Source organism: Exiguobacterium alkaliphilum (genome assembly GCF_018138125.1).
Taxonomy (GTDB): Bacteria; Bacillota; Bacilli; order Exiguobacteriales; family Exiguobacteriaceae; genus Exiguobacterium; species Exiguobacterium alkaliphilum.
In genome coordinates, this window is the sequence record NZ_CP073102.1 from 31557 (window position 1) to 52136 (window position 20580).

Below are 20580 nucleotides of genomic sequence, written 5' to 3' on the forward strand. Positions count from 1 at the left end.
AAGACAATGGGGGCAAAATGAAAAGGGCTGTTTATAGCCCTTTTCATTTTAATGTGTACTAACTATCAAAAATGTCTTTTTAACGTTCGTTTTAAAGACGGTGATTTATAGTTCAAGAATTTCTTCTAGTTGAACCATAGTTTTTTGGCCATCGTCTTTAGTATAAAATTTAAGACCCTTAATTTGTACATTGCTTATGTTATCTTCAAATTCTATTTCTGCGTGATGATCTGTAATATAGAGAAGCAAGTCTTGTTTCCATAGTTCACTAACAAATCTATCTCCGCTCATTCCTTTTGGCTCAATAAATATTTGAAATTGAACATCACTATTTTCTAAGAATAAAATAAAATCAGGTTGAAATCCTTGTAAGTGTACATCTACTGTTTCCCCAGAACGATTAATACGGGATCCGTACTGATGTAATTTGAGTTTCTCGCTTTTTACTGATTCACGGTGCATATTTTCGTCCATGCGAAACAGATAAACAGCTTTATTATATTTTTGTTTTAGTTTAGTCACATAAGATTTTATGCGTTCAATCAATTCATATTCCAACTTATTAACGATTGCTTTTTCATATACATAAAATTCATCATCAATTTCATAGGCTGCTATCTTTTGAGTAGTTTCTTGCAAAAGGTTAGCGGTATCATAATCTGGAATTCTCTTATTATAATTTGTAAGGTACTCGTTGATTGGGTATCCAACAAAATTATTAGTTCCTCGCTCTTTAATGTAACCGGATTTAAATTTAGATTCATATTCTTTTAATAATTCGATAGTTACTTTCAATAATTCATTTGGCGAAATATTTGTAACTTTGTACTCTTTAGGAACGGTTAAAAATAGTTTAAGGTTCAATGCATTTAGCCATTTTTCTCCATAAATAAATTCTTTCATGGATTTTAAAAGAGGAACATATAACTTTAAATTATCAAATCGATAAAACTCGAGAGACTGTATAGCCTTTTTAATGTATCGATGATCGAATTTTTCTATATGGACAGTCTTAGTTTCAACATTTTCAATGGTAGCTTTATAAGCCACTTCTCGACTTCCATAATTTAAGCGTCGAGAAATTTCTAGCCTATGATCGATACCATATTTCCCAATAGAGTCAAACCATTCATCCGACACTTTCTCAGTCAGGTTATAATAAATCCGGCCCGTCTTGTAAGTATCTGTTCTTTTGAATGAATGTTTGACTTTAACCTCAATTGGGGAATTTTTCTTATCTTGACCGGTTGGTAAGTCCATTTGTTTTAAAGAGCCTATTAATTGTTTTAAATATTGGGGTTCGCTCATTGTATGGTAGTGTAGTGTTTCTAGCAACAGCTGTTTATTGGACAAGTCATTATCATACCTTCGTTGATAACTCTTTCTTCCTTCAATTTCAAAAGGGTAATACCTGGCTCCACGTCCAATCAACTGAGCTTCAACCATTGTAGCATTCTTGTTAGTGGCAGCTTCTTTTTCGATACGAACAATATCATATAGATTAAGTACATCCCACCCCTCTGTAAGTTTTGCAACAGCAAACACTACACGATAAAGATTGTTAGGGCTTTCAAGTGTGTTCAAAGCCTCGTATTGCCCTTTTTCAAGCATGTTCCCACTAGTGTCATTAGCATTTAAAACGTTCCTTGGATCGAAATCATGTTTTATTTCGCGAATGATTTTTGCTAAACCATCTTCGTTTTGTAAATAGAAATTATAGGCTAGTTCTAGTGCAGAGCTTTCGTTACCAGGTAATGTTTGTTGACGTTTGATGAACGTTAGCAGTTCACTGGCATTTAAATTCGCAATGAGATCATTAAATACTTTAGTGGCTTCTAGTGATATCGAAACTTTTGGGGATTTGAACATAATTACTGGCTTAAATGTTCCTGTAACACCCTCGGCGTAAGCGAGATACTTTCGGAATTGCGAAAGCAGTACGACATTCAACATTTTTTCTTCTTCACTAGTGGAGGTCTCAATCCGCTTAACCTGTTTAGAATACTTATCATCCATTAACTTGTTTAATGGATAACGGTAAACGACTTTATCCCGATATTTGTTGTATATTGTATCTTTATCAAAATCAACTGTTGCAGTAAACTCTAACAATATATTCTTTTTCTCTTGGTTGTCTCTAGCTGTTAAAATTTTATTGATGGCAGATTCCCAAGTGTTTTCAGCTTCTTTTTCAGCTTTTGTACTGGCTGAATAATGATGAGCTTCGTCGGCCAAAATGACAACAGGGTTATTCTCATAGTCGGTTAATCCCATAGTGTTTTCTTTTAACACAAACAGATCATCCGATACCTTCTGTACGGAAGAAAGTTTAATATAGATAATATTATTTTGAGGGACACGTGGAAAGCGTTCAACTTGTCGAATATGAATCCGTTTGCCTTCAATTTCAATGTTTTCTTGAAAAAGATACTTTCCACTAGTTTGATTTACTAAGTTATCTTTTGTCTTCATTAGTACTGAATTCGTATTTACCGTAAATAAAAAATTTTGGTATTTATGTTCTTGAAATAGGTACAGAATCAACCCCGCCATAAGATCTGTTTTTCCTGATCCAGTCGCCATATTAAAAAGGGCGTGTTGCAGATTGGGAGTAATATGAGATTGGGTATAATGATAGTTCCGAAATGCTTCATCTTGATAATAACGAAGAGTATGGCGTAAGTTTCGATTGATATAATCTGGAATTACATATCCTTGATGTTGACTAAAAAGGTTTTTTTCTGCTGCATCGGCTTGCTCAATTAAAGGAAATTTCCGAATGTTATTTGGCATTTTTTTAGATTTTGTCATGAATCTCACCTGCCTCATAAAACGTTTTATTGAATGAATAGTCTTTATCTGTAATTAAATCTCGAACATTTTTATCATCAATTTCTGAATAATTGTAGTAAAGTCCATTTTTATCTAGTAGTTTAATTAACAAACGTTTGTTTTCTACAAACCCTTCAGACCAATCAATTTTAGATAGGTCAGCGTGGAAGGCAATATCGGCTGGTTCATCAGCCTCAGATACTTGAAGCATACGATCATATACGCTTTTAAGTGCCTCTATAGAGTCTGAATGAATAATATCTTGAAGATATCCCATATTTTTTGGGAATAGTTCAGCATAAACGAATGAACCGCCTCCATGCCAATCAAGCTCTTTTGAAATACCGCCCTGCTCACCTGCAATTACTTTTTCTAATCTTGGAATCGTGACGTCCTCCACATAATCCATTTGTTCCACACCAATAAATCGTCTATTCATTTTTATCGAAGTAGCCAATGTACTACCAGAACCAGAGAAGAAATCTAGGACGATATCGCCCTCTTTCGAACCGATTTCTAGAACTGTTTTCAACATACTTTCTGGTTTTGGAAAGGAGAATACTTTTTTTCCGTCAAATAGTTCTTTAAGATGGTTTGTACCTTTCTCAAAGGAATTATATGCAGCTCCTTGCCATAAAGAACGAGCCATAGTTTGATTTTTTCTATATTTTTGCATCAAACTATATGTTCCATCATTATTTTTTTTGGCAACAGCATTGATATTAGCATTCTCTCTCAACAAAGGCTTTCCCCAACGCCAAACTAATTCTATCCCACTATTTGATTTTTTCGGTAAAAGTTCGATAAAGTGATTTTCGTCTTTTTCAGTTGATATAGGATAGAATCCATTTTCATCTGGAGCGTTAGGATTAATAAAAACTGGATAGTGTAAGTTTGGTCGATTACCTTTATGAAATGCGCTATTTCTGTTTCGTAATTCGAGAACGTCAAAGCCTCCTAAAGAATCTTTAAACTTGAAAACTTTACTTGAATCTTCAATCAAATTTAATTCTGTTTCTTGATGCTTTTTATAGACTAATATAAATTCATTTACGTTAGCTATTCCACCGTAATCTCGTCCACGAGGATTATTAACGACCGTTATTGTCTCAACATAGTTTTTTCTTCCAAATATTTCGTCCATTAATACTGCTAGGTAATGCACTTCGTTCTTATCTAGATGAACAAAAATAACACCCTCATCACTTAACAGTTCTCGAGCAATTTCCAATCGATTTTTAATAAAAGTTAGCCAAGTAGAGTGATTAAATTTATCGTTATAAACAAAACTATCTTTACCTGTATTGTAGGGTGGATCTATGTAAATGAGTTTTACTTTGTTTGTATAAATTTCTTTAAGTGTATGTAAAGCCAACAAATTATTTCCTTTAATCATCAAATTGTCTGTTTCTTTATCAAAGGAAACACTTTCTTCGTTTGAAAAAGTAGTCCCAAAACGCTTAACATTCACAAAGATTTTTTTGTCAAAAAGACGATCTATTTCATCTTTTTCAATGACTTCATTTAAAAAAGCTTCATCGTAGCCTTCTTCACGATCTTCTTTTGTCATAGAGGCCGTAAGAACTCCATCTTTGAAAGGAAAGTCTAAAACTATATCTTGACTATCTTGTAAGAATTTTCTTTTAGAAGCCAATCCGACGCGATTTTCATATTTAGTGTAGCTCGTATCCCAATAATCATTGTAAAGAATTGCTTCTTCAAGTTGTTCAATTTGAAACAAGCTTTGCCCTGCGACTTCTTTTATAAAATGTTTCTTGATGAATTCTATTTCGAAAAGTTTTTTGATAAGCTCTTCATTATAATTTCTTAGATCATCAGTTAGTTTAGAACGATTTAATTCTTCTCCGACAAAGTATTTTCCCTTAAAACTAGATAATGCTACTTTCAATTCATCAAAAATTTTAGGTTCGATTTTTCCCATTATATTCATTCCTTTTAATATTTTCTTTTAGTATAACATTTGACTGAAAGTCATAAGTGTTGAAAGTACATAAATAGAAAATACCTTATGTAAAAAAATCCTCTCTATAAAAATTTACAGAAAGGGAAGAGGATTTAGGCTTATTTTTCATAGAGTGTTTAAAAGTCGAGGAGCGACACTTCGTTTCGTGACGCAGACTTCGAACAACCGCCAGGGCGTTAGTCCATCGATTGTTCCACGTGAATGATCGCCTCGAATGGCACATGGATGATTCCGTCCCGCTGATTGGCCAGTTCGACGGTCCGCTCCATGTAGTTCGTCCGGTGCACAAATCCCTTGAATCGTTTTATCTCCCGCTCCTCCACATACTTCACCTCCACCATATCTCCGCTGAAGATCGCGTCATTCAGCACATTCTCATAGACCGATAGGACCTGTTCATCGACATCAGGCATCTCAATCTTCTGGATCTCCTTATAGTACTTCGTCAATAACGCCTTGTGCTCAGGCATGAGGAATGGAATCCATTTCAGCTCACCCCGGTCGCGATACATCGTCATAATAATTACCCCTCTCAATAAAACGAACGTTTGTTCCTATTTTATACCCGATTTACTCCGTTTGAATAGCCTTTTTCGTAATTGGTGATCCGTGCGTCCTGTTTCCGTACTCTAGCTCGCTGGTCGTCGGTGCAAGGGACGTCAAAAAAATGACGCGCCCTCCGGCCCGTCTTCCTTCGCTTTAGGCTCAAAGCAAGGCTTTTCGCTCGTTGGCTCCGGAAGCCTGGACCTCCGTTTGCTCTACGCATTTTTTTGAGGCTCTCCCTGCGGTCGCCCTTGCACCGTCTCCCGACGCTCGCTGCGTTCCCGTCAACAGGACGCACAACGGTGTTCGTTCTGAGGTCAGCTTATCCGAAAGGGGACAAACCATCATGGAACTATCCGCCATCATCGAGGTCATCCGTATCAAACAAGAGGTTCGCGAGGAAATGGTCGCGCTCGAGCACGCCATCATCCATTCGCCGGACAGCGCCCGACAAATCGGGTCATCATTCATCGGGGACGACGACCGTGAAGTATTCCTTGTCATCATGTTGAATACCAAAAACCGGGTCATCGGCGTCCATCGGGCGCACGTCGGGAGCGTCAACTCGAGCGTCGTCCATCCACGGGAGGTCTTCAAATGCGCCATCTTGAACAACGCCTCGTGTCTCATTGTCTGTCACCAGCACCCGAGCGGGGACCCGACCCCGAGCCGGGAGGACATCCTCGTCTCCGAACGGTTACATGAAGCGGGGGACCTCATCGGCATCCCGGTGCTCGACCATCTTATCCTCGGTGCGGACGAGTCGTATGTCAGCATGAAACAGCGAGGTTATATGGGTTGAATGGAATGGAGTGGGGCCGGGGGACCGGTCCCGGTCCGTCCGGTAATGGCAAGGACGAAAAACGTGCGTTTTTCTTTGACAGGATGGGCGACTCGCGTTGCTCTCGCCTGGATCCATAGAGCGGGATCCGGAAAAGGTCCGTTTTCGCATAACGAAAACGAGATGGTTCGTGTATGAAGATTGGACGTTGTTTTGGTCTGTCTCGTAAGAAGATTGTTTGATGAAATAGCAGAAGTGAAAACACGGTTTGTTTATTGAAAATGACCATGTTTTCGAAACAAGCCCTAGGGCTTGTTTGAAACAACACCAGGGCTTACGTGAAATTAGGCGAGATGTTGCCTGCTTAGATGCGAGGTATCATGAGGTTATCAACAGGAGAGGATGATTCAGATGGACAGCTACCAACTAGATCAACAGACGATGGACGAGATGACGGAGGTATTGCTTCGACGCCTTCCTGACCGGCTTCAAGAAGATTTTGACGACTTAAAACTTGTGAGCATGGATCTTCTTTGTGATGTGAAGGAAGGAGAACGCTTGACCCACCTCACCGTCTTCTTCAATACCAATATGATTCGACGGAATCGTCGTACATAAGAAAAAGGAATCATTGTATACATGTAGATGTGTATACAATTTTTAAAAGTCTTCATTTCTGTAGGTTCATGAACAAGGACTGAACTGGCTTTTTACGGGGAATCGTTCTATAGAGGACCGGAAAGGGTGAGACGTGATGGACGAGGGGCTGCTTGATGACTATGCGTTCGAAGAATTGGATCCGTTCGTCCAGACCGTGTTCTCGGAACTGATGGTGCGTCCCGAGTGGATGCGTGTCGTCGATAGGGAACATTGCGTCGAGAAGGTCGTCCGGTTCGATGAAGGACGGAACTCGCCTTACTTCCGGGTGCTGATCTATCTGGATGCAGAAGAGCGTCCGATCAAGAAAGTGTATCTATACGGGACATGGGTGGTGGCGGATGGAGACGTGAGCTTCGTCGTCTCAGAGCTATCCAAGGGTGTATTCGAGTATGAGGTGATGCATGTCCATTGGTTCATCAAGTATCGCTTCGAGGATTGGGGCGTGTCTGAGGACGGGGCATGGGAGAAGGAATGGTGATCCGGGCTCATGCGTGAGCGTCTAACGCCAGGAGGCGAAGTCGCTCATCGCACCGCTGCCTCCCTGACGGTCCGATAACAAGATCTGCTGGCTCAACGCCGCATCTCTATGTTCCTGGCCCTTTCTGACGGGAGGCACGGAGCGTAAGAGCAAGGTCAAAACCAAAAACGTGGGCGTGTCTCACGTCACGCGAGGAACACCATTCGGTCGAATGGTGTTTTTGTTTGTAAGCTATTCGTTTTTTTCTGATCAACTCGGATTCCGTTCAGAAATTAGCTTACTTTAATACAATGAATATAGTATTATTTAATAAAACCATCATTGTGTTAAAGGGAGGTCTATTATGTATACGATTGACGAAGCATTTGAAATCTTATCAAAGAACAAGCTCACGACCCACAAGGAGACGGTCCGCAACTGGGTACGAAAAGGCGTGATCCAGGCAGAACCGCTCGAGTCGCGTAAAAAAGGCTATCGGATTAGTGAGGAGGCGCTCGAACAGTTCATCAAAGAACGGATGCCTGAAGGATGGGAGCTGTATCCAGAGTCGATGACAGGAGATTCACGAGATGTCGTCAAGAATGAAGAAGAGGCCCCGTATCACGTGGAAGTCGATGTAGAAGCGATCAAAGAGCGAGCCCGCGAGGAGATGTGGTACGAGTTGCTCGGTAAATTCGTCTTCGAGGACTACTTTGTCCTGAAGAAATCAGCGGTCAAAGCTGCTGTCGAGCATATGCGCTATTCAAAAGAGTTCGAAGTCGAGGTGTGGGAACGTTGCTCGAAGCACACGTGGGGTCATGCAACACCGCGAGTCCCTTACCTACTTGGTTATTTCATGTTCGAAGGAGAGCGAGTCCCTTTCAACAAAGATTTCGGTGGAAGAGATGAACAGATCATCCACGCGTTGATCGAGAAAATTCGGATCGATAAAGTGAAAGGACGGAATAAATAAAAACGAAAGAGCAGTCTCTCCTGTTTCGAGACTGCTCTTTCGACATGGTCGATACACAATATAAAATACAGATAGAGGTTTAACATCACATATCTAAGTATTTAGTCAATTGAAGGCTACATTCACCCGATTATATTGATTAAGGCATGATGTTTCCTTCGACTGGAACCGGATGCTCCTTTAACATTTTCGCAAAATGGTAGAGGTTGTAGGCCAAAAAGCGTCCATTCTTTTTGGTGAAGGCGTTTTCGCGACCGGCGTCGAGATACGATTCGCCTGGACCAGCTTCTCCGACCCAGTATGCATCGACATTCGGTGGGACGGTGAAACCAATATGGGAAAGACCATAAAGAACCGAGGCGCAGGCGTGCTTTGCCCCGTCTTCGTTCCCCGTCACGACGACTCCGCCGACTTTATTATAGTAGATGGCTTGACCGTGTTCATTTTTCAAGCCGCTCCCACCGTATAACCGTTCGATGACTTGAGTGGCGATGCTACTCTTCTCCCCGAGCCAAAGCGGTGTCCCGATAACGAGGATATCAGCAGCCTTCACCTTTTCGAAAATGCTTGGCCATTCGTCACCGTCACCCTCATCTTCCGTCACACCGAACGCAACGTTATAGTCGACGACGCGAACGATTTCGGAATCGACACCTAGTTTGTCAAAGTGGGGGATGATGTCTTTCATCAAGCCTTCCGTATGCGAAATCGTGTCCCCGCCTTTTAGCGAACAGTTCAAAAATAGTGCTTTCATGTAACATTCCCCTTCCATGATGTTTAGACTTCACAAATCCCTTCACTGTTTTCCAGTTTTGACACGAATTCTAATTTATTTTGGAAGATGATGATCATGCCAAATCATCTGTTCATCCTGCGTTTCAAGACTACATGATTATGCTACCCGAAATTTAGGTGAATATAACATGTGTCCTCACCTATCGAGGACGATTAGATGGTAGTCACACTCTTCTGTTTTGAACAAGCAAATTTTATCATGTGAGCAAAGAAAAAAAGTGTTAGCTCTCTTACATTCATTTACAGATAGAACGGGTAATCTAAAAAGAAAGAAAAAGTTCTATATCCTCTGAAAAGGAAGTGAAGCGTCATGTCGATCTCAACCCAACAACATTTGATTGAAAAATTTAACTCGGTACGTACCGCTACGATGAATCTAGTGTCAAACATGGAAACCGAAGATTTTGTCATTCAAGGCTCTTCGTTCGTCAGTCCTACAAAATGGCATTTGGCGCATACTACATGGTTCTTCGAACAATTTGTTTTGAAAGAATACATTGAAGATTACATTCCTTTTGATTCAACCTTTTTTCATCTGTTCAACTCTTACTATGAGTCGGTCGGTAAGCCGCATCCACAGGCGAAGCGGGGAAACATATCAAGACCAACCGTTTCCGAGACATTGTCATATCGTCGACATGTTGATGCTCAGATGGAGTTGCTTTTTAAGAATGATAAGTTGCAAGGAGAAGTTTTTGAATTGGTCGAGATTGGACTTCAACATGAGCAACAGCATCAGGAACTCATTCTCATGGATATTCTTTATAATTTTTCATTTAACCCTATCCGTCCCGTCTTCAATCGAGTAACTGTTCGGGAACGTGGGCAAGCACCGGTGCTCGAGTTCCATACGTTTGACGGGGGGATGGCTGAGATCGGGCATGATGATGCGGGCTTCTCTTTCGATAATGAACGGCCACGACATAAAATCTATCTACATCCATTCAAATTGGCCAATCGTCCAGTGACCAATGCGGAATACCAGTTATTTATTGAAGCCGGTGGTTATAAGAAAGCAGAATTCTGGTTGTCGGACGGTTGGAATTTCGTGAAAGAAAACAAAATAGAGGCACCCGCCTATTGGCAGCAAGACGATGCGGAATGGAGTACTTTTACATTGAACGGACTTCAACCGCTCGACCCATCCGCTCCGGTATGTCATGTGAGCTTTTATGAAGCGGACGCTTATGCGAGGTGGGCCGGCTATCGACTTCCCACGGAGCAAGAATGGGAAGTGGCGCTTGGGGACCTTCCGACAGAAGGGCAGTTCATGGAGGACGGCTATTTCCATCCGGATTCTCAGTATGAAAGCAACAAGTTCATGAAAGCATTCGGAGACGTGTGGGAGTGGACACAGAGTCCATATATGTCGTATCCGCGAAGCAAACCACTTGAAGGTGCTCTTGGAGAGTACAATGCGAAATTCATGTCGAATCAGATCGTCTTAAAAGGTGGGGCTTGTGTCACGCCTCGTACACATATCCGAGCGACTTACCGTAACTTCTTTTATCCTCATATGCGTTGGCAATTCAGTGGTATCAGATTGGCGGACAACGTATGAATCGACGCCTAGGCAATGAAATTACCGTACAATGGCAAGCGCCAGTGACGGAGTTGGTGGCAGGGTTGATACGTCACCCTAAAACAATCTCATCTAAATTCCTATACGACGAAACAGGGTCACGATTGTTCGAAGACATCACACGTCTTCCCGAATACTATCAAACGAGAACAGAGACGGAAATTCTAAGGTCTTCGGTTGATACACTTCGCCTATTTTTTGATCGACCGACGACGTTAGTCGAGCTGGGAAGTGGAAGTAGCACCAAAACGAAAATTTTACTCGATGAAATGAATGCGATTAAAGCCTATGTGCCAATTGATATCTCAACAGATTTTTTAATGGAGACGGTACGAAAGTTGAGTCAAGATTACCCGCACATCGATATGGCAGGGGTTAGCGCAGACTACACAAAATCGTTTGAGATTCCGAAGCTCGATACAGAACGGACAGTCGTCTTCTTCCCTGGTTCAACGATTGGTAATTTTGAGCCTGCAGCTGCCGTTGATTTTCTTCGTCACATTCGGACGCACCTTTCGAATGGTGACTTATTGATCATCGGAGTAGATCGAAAAAAAGAGCGATTAATCATCGAGGCCGCATATAATGATTCGTCTGGTGTGACGTCAGCGTTCAATAAAAATTTATTAACGCGTATCAATCGTGAGTATGGATGCAGAATTGATGAGACGACTTTCGAGCACGTGTCATTTTACAATGATAAGGCTGGAAGGATTGAGATGCATCTTCAAAGTATGATTGACCAGACAGTAGAACTTGCTGGAGAAATAATCACGTTTGAAGAGGGGGAGACGATTCACACAGAGAATTCATATAAATTCGATATGAACGATATTGAAACAATGAGTGTGAAAAGTGGACTTCAATTGAAACGTGTTATCTCGGACGAGTTGAACTACTTCAGTGTTTGTATAATGGAAGTGGTCCATCAATAGAAGAAGCGGGGTGCGAGCGCTATGAAGCAGTATGATTTGATTGTGGTTGGAACCGGATCTGGTGGTTCTGTCGCTGCTACAAAATGTAGACAAGCAGGCTGGAAAGTCGCGATTATCGATGAGTTACCTTACGGAGGAACGTGTGCCTTACGTGGATGCGACCCAAAAAAAGTACTGGTCGGGGTGGCTGAGTTGATTGATTGGAGTCGACGTATGGACGGACATGGCTTCAGTGGGGATTTCTCGATAGACTGGGCTACCTTATTGGAATTTAAGCGTTCTTTTACTATTCCTGTGCCTGAAAAGCGGGAACAAGGGTTAAAGAGACGAGGGATTGATACGTTCTTTGGAAAAGCTACATTTGTGAGCGAATCAATGATCCAGGTCGGAGATGTAATTCTTGAGGGGAAACACATCCTACTGGCTACAGGAGCTAAACCGATGCAGTTAGGCATTAAGGGAGAAGAGTTACTTCTTCATAGCGATCATTTCTTAGAAATTGAAGACTTGCCAAAACGGATTGCGTTCGTAGGAGGTGGATATATCTCGTTTGAGTTCGCTCATATTGCTGCGAGAGCAGGTTCAGAAGTCCATATTTTTCACAAAGGAGAATCTCCACTCGGGCAGTTCGACTCAGACTTGGTCGACTTGCTAGTAAAGGCGTCGGAAGAAATCGGCGTGAACGTGCATTTGGATACAAAAGTGGCAGAAATTGAACGAAGTGACAATGAATTCAATATTAGAACGATTCGTGCGGACCAAGAAGAGAGATGGACAACTGATCTCATCGTGCACGGTGCCGGTCGAGAACCAGCGCTTGATATGGAGCTTGAGAGAGGGAGCGTAGGATGGGGAAGCGAGGGCGTGATTGTCAACGAATACCTTCAAAGCGTCACCAATCCACGGGTGTATGCGGCAGGAGATGTAGCAGCAACAATGTCTCTTCCTTTGACTCCAATGGCGAGCAGGGAGTCTCATCTTGTAGCATCGAATTTATTAAAAGGTAATCACAAGAAATTAGAGGAAATCGTTACGCCGACGATTGTTTTTACAATTCCCAAACTCGCTAGAGTAGGAATGAGTGAACTCGAAGCGAAAGCTTCGGGAAGAAATGTGACAATCAATTATAAAGAAACGACCGACTGGTATACGTATAAACGAATGAATGAGAAAGTGGCGGCGTTCAAAGTGATCATTGACGAAGAAGAAGATGTGATTCTTGGGGCGCATGTCATCGGTAGTGGAGCGGATGAACTAATCAACGTATTGGCGATGGCGATTCGATTCAAACTATCGGTTAAAGAAGTCAAACGAATGGTTTTTGCGTATCCTACTTCATCTTCCGACATCGCCTATATGCTATAAAAAGAGAAAACAACCAATTTGTTGGTCGTTTTCTCTTTTTATCTGTCATCTTGACTGTCAAATCGATTCCAAAATCCCGGTCAAGTCGTCATAGATCGCATCTGGTCGCACATCCATCGCTTCAATCGGCTTGCCATCCCGATTGATCCAGGCTGTCCGGAAGCCAAAGTTTTTGGCACCGATGATGTCCCACCCGTTCGAGGACATGAACAGCACCTCGTCTCGTTTCAAGTCGGTCGTTTTGAACCAATGCATGTAGGCGGCCGGAGATGGCTTGTATTGTTTGACCCCGTCGATACTGACGAGTTCGTCGAACAACTCGGTGAACGACGCGTTCGCGATCAATTGCTCAAGCATATCAGCGGTCCCGTTCGACAACACGACCGTCTGTTTGTCTTGCAGTTGTTTCAACACGTCTTCGACCTCTTCGTACGGAGACAGCTCCGCATAGGTGGCAATCAACGCGTCTTCGGTCTCGGTCGTCCATGTCACTTCGGCCGCCGACAAGGCGTACCGGAGCGCGTCGCGCGTGACGTCGGAGAAGTCTTCATAACGGCCCGAAATCTGACGAATAAAGAAATATTCGAGTTGTTTCGTCCGCCATATTTGACTGATTTGGTCACCTTTTCCAGGGAACTGTTCGTCACACGCCGCCTTGACCGAATGGACGTCGAACAGCGTCCCGTATACATCGAACACGAACGCTTGAATCGTCGGTTTCATCGAATCCCTCCTAAAGGTCGTCTAGCGCCTGCTTCACTTTGTCGGCGTGAATCGATAGGCGCAGTCCCTTTTTGATATACCCTTCTTTCTTCAAGTTAGACATGATGACGCTGGTCGTCTCGCGTGTCGTCCCGACCATGGCCGCGATATCGGCATGGGTCAGTTTGATGTTGATTGTCTGCCAGTCTTTCTTTCGCACCCCGCTCTTCTCGCTCAGTTTGAGCAAAAGGTAGAGGATTCGGTACTTCACGTCGGTCAAGGCAATCTTTTCACTGAGCGCGTATAAGTCTTTCAGCCGCTCAGAGAGGATATTGATCAGCTTCAAGGCGATTTTCGGACTCTTCTCGATCAACTGCTCGAACTCATCGACTCCGATCGTACACAAGTACGTGTCGGTCATCGCCTCGGCGTACAAGTCGTCATCGGTCAACGAGAGCGTCGCCGTCTCGCCGAAGATGTTGCCGCTCGTCAAAATATCGACGGTGAACTGCTTGCCGTGTTGGTTCATCCGGTAGAGTCGGACCTGGCCTTCTTTCAACAAGAACAGCGCCGGGATCGGGGCATCTGGTGAGACGATGATCTTCCCTTTTTTGACCGGGCGCATCTGGCTCATCGCGTCAATCACTTTCAACTCTTGCATCGGTAGCTCGTCGAACAAACTGATGTGCGAGAGCAATGTTAATTTGTCCATCGGTGTCACCTCACTTTTTAGTAATCTGTCTTACCGTCTCCTTAGATTGTAAACTATATAATGAAGAAAAGGGGGGAGTCCCATGCTTCAACTGTACACGATCGACGGCTGTTCACGTTGCCATCGGGCCAAGCAACGCCTGAACGAATTGGCCATCCCGTTCATTGAGAAGAACCTATTCGAGGAGCCCCGTTATGTCGAGGAGCTGCTGCGTCTAAACGGTGAGTTCGTGACGCCGGCGCTCGTCGACGGGGCGCGCGTCTTCACCGGACAAGCGTTATGGGACGAGCTGGAGTTGATTAAATGAACAGGTCAAAAAGGGAGCGACAGGGCTCCCTTTTGTCATGATGTGACGAATGCGGCCAAGAACTCGGTGACTTCCCCTGGCGTCTTCGCATTCGCACTATGAAGATGTCCAATCTTTTCACCGTTCTTATACACGAGCAGGCTCGGGATACCCATCACTTGCTCACGTTCGGAGAGGGCGGGCAGCTCGTCCTTATTGAGCGTATGGAGCGGCACATCACCGAGTGTCGAGGTGACATCCGGCATGAAGGCGTCGAGCCGTCTGCAGTCCGGGCACCAGTCCGTGTAGAATTTGACGATCGTATGGTCCTTCGATGAGACGAGTTGTTCGAATTGTTGTTCTGTTGTGATGTTCATCTGTGTTCCCCCATTAGCGTATTGCCGCTTTCGGTGCGACTTGTTTTTCAGTGCGTAGTTTGAAGACGATGGCTAAGACGAATGAGAAGAATAGATGCGTGACGAGGCTCATCAATTGATCCGGGGCGAACGCGTTCGCAAGGTTCGTCCCCATGCCCATCATGAGCGGCATGACGACGAGCGGTCCAACGATCCAGATACCGATGCCGAACAAGACGGCGAGCGTCCAAAGGTTCGAGATGACCAAATGCCCGAGTCCGAACGTGACCCCGAAGATGACGCTGATCATCATATGGACGATCCAACCGACGACGAGGCTCTCACTGCCGACCATGCCCGCAATCATGCCAATCATGCCCATCATCTGCATGAATAGCCCGAACAAAATTCCGCCGATCACTCCACCGATCACGCCGTTTATTACATATCGTTTCATTTTCCTCACTCCTTTAGGTTTAATATAATAAGTGTATAGCGAATTGTTTCATATTTCTGTAACCGGTCTTACAATCGTAAAAAAAGACGCCGGATCGGCGCCATCTCGTCATTTGAGATTCTTTTTGATGTACTGGACGATTTTCCGGAGCTCGGTCGCGGTCGGACGGCCGAATGGGCTCGTCTGGATCTGTTGATACAACAGGCGGCCGTTCTCGTCGATGAGGAAGTAGGCCGGTTCCCCATGCTCGCCGTGGTCGTTATATGGAGCATCGGGGCCATGATACTTCACTCCGTAATCGCTTAACGATTGAAGTGAATCATCATGGAGAACAGGGAAACTGAGCGCATTATCTTCCACCATTTTTTTCAAATCTTCTATGCGATCAGTCGAAATTGTTACGAGTCGAATTCCTTTCTTCTGAAAGTACCCGTGTTGACTTTCTAGCTCTTTTAAGTCTTGGACACAGACCGAACACCAAGAACCACGGAAGAAAATGATTAAATGCCAATCAGTGCTTTGGGACATCGAGTCTTTCAAGGAGAAGTCTCCCCCTGTGACTCGAGAGAGAGTTATCTCTGGAGTTTTGTTTAACAATTCAAGTGAACTTGCCATTATAAAGCACCCCTTTACTGAATAGATTATCCATTTAAAAATATAACATATGTACTGACATAAAAAAAGTAAGCTGAATCACACATGCTTCTTACCTCTTCGAAAGGATCTTTCGAGGCTCGAGGCGTTGCACAAAAATAGTAAATCTAATTTTATATCGTTTGTTTGTGGTGCCTAAGTGTTTATTTTCGTAACTACATAGGGTCTACTTTTCCTTTTTCATATGCTAAATCTCTTTCTAATCAAATTCATAATGTAAGATAGATTACACTTATAAACTTTCTAATTGAAGTACTAATTATCAACATGATAAGGTACGGTCAATATCAAATGGTGGTATTGATTTTAATTTAAGTTTAGGAGTGGTTTAACGTGGTCGAACAAATCAGAGCAGTATCTAAAGGGATGTACACAGAAGGGATTTCTCACAATCATGAAGTAATTATTGATGAGCCAAAGAATATGGGAGGTACTGATCAAGGTGCAAATCCGTTGGCAACACTTTTGATTTCGTTGACAGGTTGTGAGAATGCGATTGCAAACTTTGTGGCGAAGGAAATCGATTTTGACTTACAAGGGATTGAGTTCGAAGTGAAAGGCGACATTGATCCAAGAGGAATGATGGGGGAAGAAGGAATCCGTCCGTATTTCCAAAAAATCACTGTGGATGCCAAGGTAAGCACTAGTGAAACAGAAGCACGTGTACAAGAACTTCAAAAGATAGTAGACGCTCGTTGTCCGATCTATACCACTATGGTGGCAGCGGATGTGGAAATGGTCGCCAACTGGTCAAAGGCTTAAATAACAAGCAGGGAGAGACTTCGAACGAAGTCTCTCCCTTTTTTTAAAACAATCTTTATTTATAGAGAACATTGTCTGGAATAGTCTACAATTGTCGTTCGGTGACGAATTTTATTGTTTTTGAAAGCGACTTTTTTTTCTTCAACGAGCAGGACATCATGCCAACGCTCCTCAAGAGACCTTAAAATTGGGTTCTCTAATCGATTGTTTTTTTCAAGGTCATGTAATGGGTGAACGGTCCTCTCGGGATCGAAGTGACCGCTGATCAACAGCTGGTTGGGTAGTGCGACAGTATAGGCGACGAGTGCATCTTCACTGAAGTCATGATTGTTGGCGACACCGAATGACTGGAACCCGAACCCTTTATCATGAATATACATGAGCGGCTCATCGACACGATCCACCTTCAGGTTCGTCTCGAGGGCCGCTTTTGCGTTCAAGTAAGGTTCTACTTCTTCTGGAAACACGTTTTGTAATGCATGCAATCGTTCATAGAGACTGAGGTCGACGTCTTTCCATCCCATGCGTCGGTCCAGTTGTTTAAGATATTCGAGTGGCGTCTGTTCTTTCTCCTGCTCCAAGGTGTGAGCTTTCTCGAGATGAGACTCGATGTGATCGAGGAAAGCTGCGGATGTCTGGTGGACTTCCTGCAACAGTTGTTCCTTGTCGAGGAGTTCCTTGTCTTTCGTCCAACCGGCCAGATAGGAGAGCGAGAAGTCGTCCGTCGGGAACCCGAGCTGATGTGAGACGACATAGGCGACCATCTCGGCTTGGAACTCCTTCTCGGGTGCCGTGAGTGGTTTGTTCCGCTCAAAGTTCCGCTCTTGGTTGTGTAGCTCTGCGTGGGCGAGTTCGTGAATCAGGACGTTGACGTCCTCAATCGATGTGTTCCGCGGGTTCAAGGCGATCGCATGTAGCTCCGGATAGTAACAACCCTTCGCAGTCCCGATCTCATCGAGCGGTTCCTCCAATAGCGTCACATTCCGGGCATCCGCGAGCGTCGTTAAGGCGTCACGGATGTCTTGTTCGTTCTCAATCCCGCCGTCCCGGTGATACCGTTTGAAAATGTCCGAGACCTCGATTCCTTTTTCGCGCGCGTCGGTCTGCGTGTACTCGAACACGTGACCGATTTTGAAGTACATCATCTTGCGTGACGGGATGCGTCCTTGCTTCACGCCGTCCTTGATTGGCTTCGATGCCTTGCTGAGCGGCACCCACTCATCTTTATGCAGGGCGTACGTCACTGGACTTGGGACGAATACTTTGATGCCACGTTCACCTTTTTGAACCTGTGCGCCTTGCTTCTCCCAGAACAGATAAGAGCCGACCGCGACTGCTCCGGGGAATTGGGACTCGATCAAGATCGCGTTTCGCATCGAGTACTGATGAAACTTGCCGAGAAACTGGAGATGTTCCCGAATTTTCTCCGGACTCTCGAAGTAGCTGTCAATCTGTTTTCCCATCTGTTCTGTCAAGGCCTCGAGATCGGCTTTCCGTTCTTCGTTCGTCTTCATCTTGGCCATCGTGTCAGACTCCTTCCTTCAACAAGTCGGTGACAGATTCATCACTATCCACAAATTCGTTCAGTTCATGTTCAAGTTGTGGTGACGTTTCCGGGATATCGAGTAACAGCCGTGTCCGTTCGAAATTGACGGGAAGCAAGACGATCTCGTCTTTTGCAATGGCAGTTAAAAGCTGCTGCTCAGATATTGATATCGGGATGTCGTACTGTTTTCCATAGATGAGGACCGTGACGGTTTTCGGTTGAAGCGTCAACAGTTGTCCCATCGTGAAGGGACGGTCAAGTGGTCGCATAAGGTTCATCCTCTCCCAAAAGTTAAAGTGTCCTTCTTCTGTTTTTGATGCTCGATGCGTTCCTGGACGACACGTTCCGCCGTCGCGAGGAACGTCGGCTTGAACTGATCCGTCGTCATGATGTCCTCGATGCCCTCGGTCTGCATGAGCGCCTGCAGGAGCTCTGTCAGGATCTGCCCTTGGCGATCGGAGCGGTTCGCGGCGAGCCGGATCCGCTCGATTTCTATCGATACTTGCTCGTTCATCATCTCCTCGATACGATGCAAAACCTGCGTACTGATCGAGCGGGTGAGGAACTGCATATCCCACTTCTCATTGGCTAGTTGTTTATGTTCTTCTGCGATATGGTCGATGACCTGGCCGAGATGACCGAAGCGTTTGTCGTCGGCGAACTCCTCCAAATACACGACCGTCTCCGGCTTCAACCGAAGGCGGATCTGTCTCAACTCTTCCATCGTCCTCCCTCACTTTCCATATTCGATGTCCCGTTCCAGTTGTTCGAAAGCACGTTGATTCTTCAAATGTTCGAACTCGTCGTTCATGTGCCGTCCGATCCGGTACAGTGATTCGTTGAATAGCTTTTGTTGTTTGAATGCGCGTCGGACCGGATGTTTTGGGGCTCCTTTTTTCTCCAATATCACCTGTTCTTTTGACAAGTCGCGCATCTCTGAGAGGATGGCGTTCCCCATCCGGGTGTAGAGGTCCTGTCGCTTTGTCATCCGGTACCGCTCGGCCTTCTCCGTGTCGCCGTAGCTGCGACGATGGAACGACACTTCCTGTTCGAGCCGTTCGTTGAAGGCCAGAAACTCTGCTTTGAAGTGAATGGCGATGTAGCGGTCGGTCAGACGGTCGAGTGATTCACGGAGCGGCTGCATCCCGTTCATGTTGTAACGCCATTGACGTTTGTCTTCCGGCAAACGTTCATAGATCTCCTTGAATTGACGGACGAGGTCGGGGTGCAGGACACGGTTCGGGAGCGTTGGAATTTTCCGGTTCCGTTTATGGGCGACCAGTTCGTCTCTTATGAACGCGTTCAGTTTCTCCTGTTCATTCGTCCGGTCGGCGAGGGAATGGATGACCTTCGACTTCATCAGCTCAATCGATTTCGGTTTTCGTTTACCGCGCTCACGCATGTGGCTCGTCTCGACGATGGCGACATGCACGTGGATATTGTCGGTGTTATAATGCACGGCACCGGTCCAGTAGGCATGGACCATCTGTTCTTTTTGGAGCATCGAATCGACCGCGTTCCGTGTCGCCTGGATCAACCGTTTCGCGTCGACGAGGTCGTCGTGGAGCACACCGGTCTCGCGTAGCCAGGTGTTGTCGAACGAGATGACGTCTTGCCAGAGGATACTCCCGTTCTCTTGCGCTTGCTTGAAGATGTCGCGGACGGCGCGGCGCTTTTCGTCGTCCAATCGGTCCTCCTCGCGAGTGAACAGACCACTCGATTTCGTCTCGTCTTCCATATAGTCGTGATACGTCTCGAACTGTTCGCGGCTGTCTTTCGCGTCTGGACGATTGATGTAGTCGAGGTATGTCGTGTACCGACGCGACTTCTTTTTGTACTTGGCACCTTGAACTTCGATTTGATGACGACACCCGGCGTCTCACGCATCCTGCATCACCTCGTTCAACAAACGGGTCACCTCGGCGAGCTCGTCCGCGCTCCGTTTCAGGTGGAGTGTGTTCGCTTCGAGCTGTCGTTCGAGCCGCTCGACCTGTGTCGATTGGATGCCGTTCGCGCACCAAGCGGCGAGTAGTTCTTTCAGATATTGCTGTCGGGAGCGGTTATGTTTCTTTGCCCATTCGTCAATCTGCTTCACAATGACGGGGTCGATGTCGCGGAGTAACAGATCCATTTGCCTGACCACCTTTCTAGAGGATACATATTGCCAACGTTCGAAAAGTTCATTCAAAGAGCATAAG

23 protein-coding genes are annotated in these 20580 nt (G+C 44.7%); 9 read left to right on the top strand and 14 right to left on the bottom strand.

Annotation, left to right across the window (positions count from 1 at the left end; translation table 11 throughout):
• Positions 1-105 precede the first annotated feature (105 nt).
• From KB235_RS15155 to KB235_RS15165, 3 genes are all read right to left on the bottom strand, one after another.
• On the bottom strand, positions 106-2811 hold the full coding sequence (locus tag KB235_RS15155) for a DEAD/DEAH box helicase family protein (protein WP_211781001.1): 2706 nt from the start codon (positions 2809-2811) through the stop codon (positions 106-108).
• Complete coding sequence (locus KB235_RS15160; RefSeq protein ID WP_211781002.1) at positions 2798-4774, bottom strand: DNA methyltransferase; 1977 nt, start codon at positions 4772-4774, stop codon at positions 2798-2800. Before KB235_RS15160 ends, KB235_RS15155 begins: the two co-directional genes overlap by 14 nt.
• Positions 4775-4992: 218 nt before the next feature.
• Positions 4993-5334, bottom strand: coding sequence for a YolD-like family protein (locus tag KB235_RS15165; protein WP_246514453.1), 342 nt, complete (start codon positions 5332-5334; stop codon positions 4993-4995).
• A 371-nt stretch (positions 5335-5705) separates the two neighbouring features.
• On the opposite strand from KB235_RS15165, the gene KB235_RS15170 reads away from it, so the two are divergent.
• From KB235_RS15170 to KB235_RS15185, 4 genes are all read left to right on the top strand, one after another.
• Positions 5706-6161: a JAB domain-containing protein gene (locus KB235_RS15170; protein WP_034799670.1), complete on the top strand. Its 456-nt coding sequence runs from the start codon at positions 5706-5708 to the stop codon at positions 6159-6161.
• Between the two features lie 390 nt (positions 6162-6551).
• Entirely contained in the window at positions 6552-6758 is a 207-nt protein-coding gene (locus KB235_RS15175; protein WP_029596469.1) for a hypothetical protein, read from the top strand.
• A gap of 136 nt (positions 6759-6894) precedes the next feature.
• Positions 6895-7278, top strand: coding sequence for a hypothetical protein (locus tag KB235_RS15180; RefSeq protein ID WP_211781003.1), 384 nt, complete (start codon positions 6895-6897; stop codon positions 7276-7278).
• A gap of 343 nt (positions 7279-7621) precedes the next feature.
• Positions 7622-8230 (top strand): helix-turn-helix domain-containing protein, encoded by a 609-nt coding sequence (locus tag KB235_RS15185; RefSeq protein WP_211781004.1) that lies wholly within the window; start codon positions 7622-7624, stop codon positions 8228-8230.
• A gap of 139 nt (positions 8231-8369) precedes the next feature.
• On the opposite strand, the gene KB235_RS15190 is transcribed toward KB235_RS15185, so the two are convergent.
• On the bottom strand, positions 8370-8984 hold the full coding sequence (locus KB235_RS15190; RefSeq protein ID WP_211781005.1) for a flavodoxin family protein: 615 nt from the start codon (positions 8982-8984) through the stop codon (positions 8370-8372).
• 351 nt (positions 8985-9335) lie between these two features.
• On the opposite strand from KB235_RS15190, the gene egtB reads away from it, so the two are divergent.
• From egtB to KB235_RS15205, 3 genes are read left to right on the top strand one after another with little or no spacing between them, the layout of a single operon-like run.
• A complete protein-coding gene (gene egtB / locus KB235_RS15195; protein WP_211781006.1) occupies positions 9336-10586 on the top strand; it encodes an ergothioneine biosynthesis protein EgtB in 1251 nt (416 codons plus the stop codon).
• Positions 10583-11542, top strand: a complete 960-nt coding sequence (gene egtD, locus KB235_RS15200; protein ID WP_211781007.1) for an L-histidine N(alpha)-methyltransferase — start codon at positions 10583-10585, stop codon at positions 11540-11542. Before egtB ends, egtD begins: the two co-directional genes overlap by 4 nt.
• A 21-nt stretch (positions 11543-11563) precedes the next feature.
• Positions 11564-12907, top strand: coding sequence for a dihydrolipoyl dehydrogenase family protein (locus tag KB235_RS15205; RefSeq protein ID WP_211781008.1), 1344 nt, complete (start codon positions 11564-11566; stop codon positions 12905-12907).
• Between the two features lie 57 nt (positions 12908-12964).
• On the opposite strand, the gene KB235_RS15210 is transcribed toward KB235_RS15205, so the two are convergent.
• On the bottom strand, positions 12965-13630 hold the full coding sequence (locus tag KB235_RS15210; protein ID WP_211781009.1) for a haloacid dehalogenase type II: 666 nt from the start codon (positions 13628-13630) through the stop codon (positions 12965-12967).
• Positions 13631-13640: 10 nt separating this feature from the next.
• Positions 13641-14321 carry a Crp/Fnr family transcriptional regulator gene (locus tag KB235_RS15215; protein WP_211781010.1) on the bottom strand — a complete coding sequence of 227 codons (681 nt, stop codon included), beginning with the start codon at positions 14319-14321 and terminating at the stop codon, positions 13641-13643.
• A gap of 82 nt (positions 14322-14403) precedes the next feature.
• On the opposite strand from KB235_RS15215, the gene KB235_RS15220 reads away from it, so the two are divergent.
• Complete coding sequence (locus KB235_RS15220) at positions 14404-14628, top strand: glutaredoxin family protein (protein WP_211781011.1); 225 nt, start codon at positions 14404-14406, stop codon at positions 14626-14628.
• 35 nt (positions 14629-14663) lie between these two features.
• Here KB235_RS15220 and KB235_RS15225 read toward each other — a convergent pair whose 3' ends face one another.
• The 3 genes from KB235_RS15225 to KB235_RS15235 all read right to left on the bottom strand — a co-directional run bounded on the left by KB235_RS15225 (position 14664) and on the right by KB235_RS15235 (position 16035).
• Positions 14664-15035: a thioredoxin family protein gene (locus KB235_RS15225; protein ID WP_211781038.1), complete on the bottom strand. Its 372-nt coding sequence runs from the start codon at positions 15033-15035 to the stop codon at positions 14664-14666.
• Positions 14998-15420 (bottom strand): hypothetical protein, encoded by a 423-nt coding sequence (locus KB235_RS15230; RefSeq protein WP_211781012.1) that lies wholly within the window; start codon positions 15418-15420, stop codon positions 14998-15000. Before KB235_RS15230 ends, KB235_RS15225 begins: the two co-directional genes overlap by 38 nt.
• Before the next feature lie 108 nt (positions 15421-15528).
• Positions 15529-16035, bottom strand: a complete 507-nt coding sequence (locus tag KB235_RS15235) for a peroxiredoxin family protein (RefSeq protein ID WP_211781013.1) — start codon at positions 16033-16035, stop codon at positions 15529-15531.
• A 405-nt stretch (positions 16036-16440) separates the two neighbouring features.
• Between KB235_RS15235 and KB235_RS15240 the strand changes: the two genes are divergently transcribed.
• Complete coding sequence (locus tag KB235_RS15240) at positions 16441-16836, top strand: OsmC family protein (RefSeq protein ID WP_211781039.1); 396 nt, start codon at positions 16441-16443, stop codon at positions 16834-16836.
• A 59-nt stretch (positions 16837-16895) separates the two neighbouring features.
• Here KB235_RS15240 and KB235_RS15245 read toward each other — a convergent pair whose 3' ends face one another.
• From KB235_RS15245 to KB235_RS15265, 5 genes are read right to left on the bottom strand one after another with little or no spacing between them, the layout of a single operon-like run.
• Entirely contained in the window at positions 16896-18359 is a 1464-nt protein-coding gene (locus tag KB235_RS15245) for an ImmA/IrrE family metallo-endopeptidase (RefSeq protein ID WP_211781014.1), read from the bottom strand.
• 4 nt (positions 18360-18363) lie between these two features.
• The gene (locus tag KB235_RS15250) at positions 18364-18651 is read right to left on the bottom strand and encodes a hypothetical protein (RefSeq protein ID WP_211781015.1); all 288 of its coding nucleotides are present in this window, start codon (positions 18649-18651) and stop codon (positions 18364-18366) included.
• Positions 18652-18656: 5 nt separating this feature from the next.
• A complete protein-coding gene (locus KB235_RS15255; protein WP_211781016.1) occupies positions 18657-19106 on the bottom strand; it encodes a hypothetical protein in 450 nt (149 codons plus the stop codon).
• A 9-nt stretch (positions 19107-19115) separates the two neighbouring features.
• The gene (mobP2, locus tag KB235_RS15260) at positions 19116-20240 is read right to left on the bottom strand and encodes a MobP2 family relaxase (protein ID WP_211781040.1); all 1125 of its coding nucleotides are present in this window, start codon (positions 20238-20240) and stop codon (positions 19116-19118) included.
• 21 nt (positions 20241-20261) lie between these two features.
• Positions 20262-20513: a hypothetical protein gene (locus KB235_RS15265; RefSeq protein WP_211781017.1), complete on the bottom strand. Its 252-nt coding sequence runs from the start codon at positions 20511-20513 to the stop codon at positions 20262-20264.
• Positions 20514-20580 lie beyond the last annotated feature (67 nt).